This window comes from Armatimonadota bacterium, from assembly GCA_016869025.1.
Classification (GTDB): domain Bacteria; phylum Sysuimicrobiota; class Sysuimicrobiia; order Sysuimicrobiales; family Humicultoraceae; genus VGFA01.
In genome coordinates, this window is the sequence record VGFA01000043.1 from 1 (window position 1) to 4,100 (window position 4,100).

6 protein-coding genes are annotated in these 4,100 nt (G+C 67.4%); all 6 read right to left on the reverse strand.

The features are described from left to right. Positions 1–289 (reverse strand): nucleotidyl transferase (locus FJX73_12655; protein ID MBM3471620.1); only part of this gene is annotated, 289 nt, incomplete at its 3' end. Then, entirely contained in the window at positions 286–699 is a 414-nt protein-coding gene (locus FJX73_12660) for a nucleotidyltransferase domain-containing protein (GenBank protein ID MBM3471621.1), read from the reverse strand. The genes FJX73_12660 and FJX73_12655, both read right to left, overlap by 4 nt. After that, on the reverse strand, positions 635–1,033 hold the full coding sequence (locus FJX73_12665) for a HEPN domain-containing protein (protein MBM3471622.1): 399 nt from the start codon (positions 1,031–1,033) through the stop codon (positions 635–637). The genes FJX73_12660 and FJX73_12665 overlap by 65 nt, the downstream gene beginning before the upstream one ends. 117 nt (positions 1,034–1,150) lie before the next feature. Beyond that, positions 1,151–2,554 (reverse strand): sugar transferase, encoded by a 1,404-nt coding sequence (locus FJX73_12670; GenBank protein ID MBM3471623.1) that lies wholly within the window; start codon positions 2,552–2,554, stop codon positions 1,151–1,153. Beyond that, the gene (locus FJX73_12675; protein MBM3471624.1) at positions 2,551–3,711 is read right to left on the reverse strand and encodes a glycosyltransferase family 4 protein; all 1,161 of its coding nucleotides are present in this window, start codon (positions 3,709–3,711) and stop codon (positions 2,551–2,553) included. The genes FJX73_12670 and FJX73_12675 overlap by 4 nt, the downstream gene beginning before the upstream one ends. Next, a complete protein-coding gene (locus FJX73_12680; GenBank protein ID MBM3471625.1) occupies positions 3,693–4,004 on the reverse strand; it encodes a hypothetical protein in 312 nt (103 codons plus the stop codon). Before FJX73_12680 ends, FJX73_12675 begins: the two co-directional genes overlap by 19 nt. Positions 4,005–4,100: the final 96 nt, after the last annotated feature.

A 4,100-nucleotide genomic window follows, 5' to 3' on the forward strand; every position in this document is an offset into this window, starting at 1 on the left:
CGCCGTCCAGGTGCTGCCGCGCCACGTAGATCGCGTGCCCGTTGCCAAGCGCCTCTCTCTGCACCACGAAGTGCACCGGGATCCGGTAGCGCGCGCGGACGAACTCCTCGATCTTCTCGCCCAGATGCCCGACGACCAGCACCGCCTCGTCCACGCCCGCTGCGACCAGCTCGTCGAGGATGTGCCCGAGAATCGGCCGGCCGGCCACGTGCATGAGCGCCTTGGGCTGGGTGTGGGTGTGCGGCCTCAGGCGGCGGCCGACTCCGGCGACGGGGATGATGGCCTTCATGCGTCGGACTCCGGCGCGGCCGTTCTACCCGCACTGCGTTGGTACAGCACGACGCCCTCGCGTAGCGCCTGCCGGATGAACCAGTTGCCCTCTGCCTCCATACGCTCAACCTCCGTGCGCGTGTAGGGGAACACTTCCACGGTTACTCCAGCCACCGGGGAAACGGCATATCGCACGAGCCGCTCCATCCAGGGAAGATCGCAGCGCTCGAGGATGAGGAGCAAGTCCACATCGCTTCCGGGGACCGCCTCGCCGCGAGCAAGGGAGCCGAACAGCACCACGGATTCCAACTCCGGAAGTGTGCGCGGCAAACCTAAGGCCATCTCTCGCAGCGCACGGAGCACTTCATGCCGGTCGAGAAAAGTGACCTGCACAGAACCGGAGGATATCTTCCGCAGCGCGGATCGCAATGTCGGCGTCCTCCCGCGTGTAGTACAGGTACGGCGCTCCCTCGGGATGGGCATTGGGATAACGCGTACCTATGTAGTGCCGATCAAGTGCTCTTGCAAGGTCCCGCATCTGCTCAGAAACCGCAAGGTCACTCGGTAGAGACTCGAGCAGCCCCAGAACGGAATGCCCCCGGGCCTCGGCACCGAGTTTCTGGAATAGGGCTTTGACTGCCTTCTCGGCTGCCTGCTGCGAAGCGAAGCAGGCCCACTCGGAGTCTCCAGCGTCCCGTGCATGTCGCGCATGCTGGAGGTCACGCTCGGCCTGATTGAACCAGTCCTCGTGCCGTGCCGGCATGGCGCCAGCCTCCCGCATCACCTCGCGTCCGAGATCCCGGCGACACTGGGTTGCCCACTAGACTTCGCCTTCCCGAAGGTGCTTCCTCCAGAGACAGGCGTCTCCGCAGGTCAATACTCATTGGTGACCACCCCCTCGGAGCACATGGCCGACGGTCCGAACGAGAATCTGCGCGTCGAGCAGCACCGAGCGATGCTTGATGTAGTAGAGATCGTAGCGGAGCTTCACCACGGCATCCTCGACCGAGTCGGCGTACCCGAAGTTGACCTGCGCCCATCCGGCGACGCCCGGCTGGACACTGAGACGCGTCCGGTAGAAGGGAATCAGCGCCTCCAGCTCGGCGACCATCTCGGGACGCTCGGGCCGAGGCCCCACCACGCTCATCTCGCCACGCAGGATGTTGACGGCCTGGGGTAGCTCATCGAGGTGGAACCGCCGCAGCGCCCGGCCGACCCTTGTTACGCGGGGGTCCTTGATACCGGCCCACTGCACGCCGTTGGACTCCGCGTCGCCGACCATGGTGCGGAACTTCAAGAGCTCGAACTCCCACCCTCCCCGGCCTACCCGGCGCTGGCGGTAGAAGACCGGGCCCCGGTCCTCGATCCACAGGGCAGCCGCCACCAAGGGTGTCATCACCGCCACCGCCAGCATGCCAACCGCGGCCAGGACGAGATCGGCCAGGCGCTTGAAGGTATCGTAGAGCGCAGGGGAAGGGCGATCCAGCGGCAGCGCTATGTGCAGGTTGCCATCGGCGTGCTCGATTGGAACCGCTCCCGTGAGATCTTCGAGCAGCCGATGCACCGGCGTCACCGTGACGCCGCGCTCCTGGCATTTCACCAGGGCGCGCAGGAGGTCGCCGTCGGCGCTGCCGGCACAGGCCACGACCACCTCGGAGACCTGGGCCTGCTCCAGCACACCGGGAAGATCGCGGTGGTTGCCCAGCACCGGCAGCCCGTCCACCTCCTCTCCCAGGATCGTCGGGTCGCTGTCAACGAACCCTGCGGGCACGTACTCGGTGCGGCCTTGCTCCCGCATGGCCGCCAGCACCTCCCGGCCGGCCCGGCCGGCACCCACGATAACCACCCGGTGGCGGAACGACGGCTGGACCAGGACGAGCGCGTAGAACGACCTCCACGCGGCAACGAAAACCGTGGTGGTGCCGACGAACCAAAGCAGCGTCAGGCGCGAAGGCAGCAGGTTCGGCGTCACATAGGGGAGAGTCAGGTAGAGCGCATCGGCCGTCACGACGGCGAGCGCCGCTGCGATGGGTCCGGCGGGCAGGCGGGCAGCAAGCCGCAGATCGTAGAGTTCGGCCACCGAAGCCGCGATCGCCCACGCTCCCGAGAGCAGGACGAACCAGGATGCCCGCCCGGCAACCGTGCCTGCCGCGAGTGGGAAGTGGAGCCGTACGGACAAGGTAACGAGCAACGCGAGGTTCAACAGGGCCAGGTCCAGGAACGCCAGGAGGACCTTGCGCTCCGAGATCTGAAGCGGCTGCCGGAACTCGCGCGGGCTCCTCATGGCGCAGTTGAGGCCGGGCCGGGCATCGGGCCGGCCCGCCCGGAAAGCACACGCTCGTAGACGGCGGCGGTCTCGGTCAGCATACGCTCCTCGGTGAAGTGCTCAAGCGCCCTTCGCCTGCCTGCCTCTCCCATTCTGCGGCGAAGGGCGGGGTCGGTCAGCAACCGGTCCAGGGCCGATGCCAGCGCCGCCGGGTCGCCCGGAGGCACGAGCAGCCCGGTCTCCCCGTCCACCACCGCCTCTGGAACGCCGCCGACATCCGTCGCGACGACCGGCAGGCCGCTCATCATGGCTTCAATAACGGCAAGCGGCATTCCCTCCCACCGGCTTGAGAGCACGAAGACGTCCGCGGTACGGAGCAGCACCTGCACATCGTCGCGGGCCCCGAGTACTGTGACGCATCCTTCCAGCCCCTGCTTCAGGATCAACGCCTCGACCTCCGGGAGCATGGGGCCGTCACCCACCAGCAAGAGGCGGTGAGCCGCACCGACGCGCGCCCAGGCGTTCACCAGCGTGACCGGGTCCTTGGGCTCCCGGAACCTGCCGATCATCACGGCCGTGCACGGTTCGCCGGTCCGCCTACCGCCTTCTTCCGTCGCGCCATCCACCAGCCATGGATCGGGCGCGATGCCGTTGGGAATCACTTGCAACCTCCAGGGCGGCCCTATCCCCGCCCGCAGCGCCGCCTCCCTATCGTGGTGTGAGACGCAGATGATGGTTGTGGCGAACCGGGCGGCCGTCCTCTCTGCGAGAACGAGAAGCGCGCGCATGATCGGCGGCCACCAGGATCCGGCGAACGGCCATCCGTGGGTCGTGAACAGCACCGCATTTGTCCCGGCGGCCCTTGCCGCAAATCTTCCCAGCAATCCCGCCTTGGTGCTGTGGCAGTGCACCAGTGCGAATCTCTCCCGGCGCATCCAGCGCGAGAGCCGCACCAGGGTCGCCAGGTCGGCCAGGGGGTTGGGAGCACGGGTCAATCCTGGAATCTCCACGGCGCGGATGCCTTCCTCGCGCAGGCGGGCCACCAGCGGCCCGCCCGGCCCGCATGCAACCGTTACATCGTAGAGGTGCCGAAGGCCCCGCGCCAGCGCAAGGACATGGGCCTGGGCTCCGCCCCAGTCAGAAAGCGTGATGAGCATCAGGATGCGGTGAACCACTCCAGTGCTCCAAAAGCAGCCACACCGAGCAGTGTGGGAACCAGCCCGAGCCGTGCGGTCGCGGGAAGATCCAGCCACTGGACTGCGAGGCGCTGGAACTCCAGCTTCGTGCGCAGTCTGTGGCTACGGGGGCCGGACCGCCCATGGCTTCCCGGCCGCAGCCGCCGTACCACCAGTGGCTCAGCCAGGTTCGCAACAGGGTGGGCAGCGGCAATCCGGGCCATGAGATGGTAGTCCTCAAACCGGGTGTCCGCGTACCCTCCGCATGCCTGCAGCGCAGACCGGCGCATCATCACCGAACTGTGAACAAACGGATTACCCCAGGCCATGGCCCGGCGGATCGCCCTGTCCGATGTTGGAACCCGGAGCAGCCGCTCGCGCCCCTGCCG

Excerpts from the sequence above, each read along its gene's own strand:
- FJX73_12670 (MBM3471623.1), bottom strand. The coding sequence starts at position 2,554 with ATGAGGAGCCCGCGCGAGTTCCGGCAGCCGCTTCAGATCTCGGAGCGC.
- FJX73_12665 (MBM3471622.1), bottom strand. The coding sequence starts at position 1,033 with ATGCCGGCACGGCACGAGGACTGGTTCAATCAGGCCGAGCGTGACCTC.
- FJX73_12680 (MBM3471625.1), bottom strand. The coding sequence starts at position 4,004 with ATGATGCGCCGGTCTGCGCTGCAGGCATGCGGAGGGTACGCGGACACC.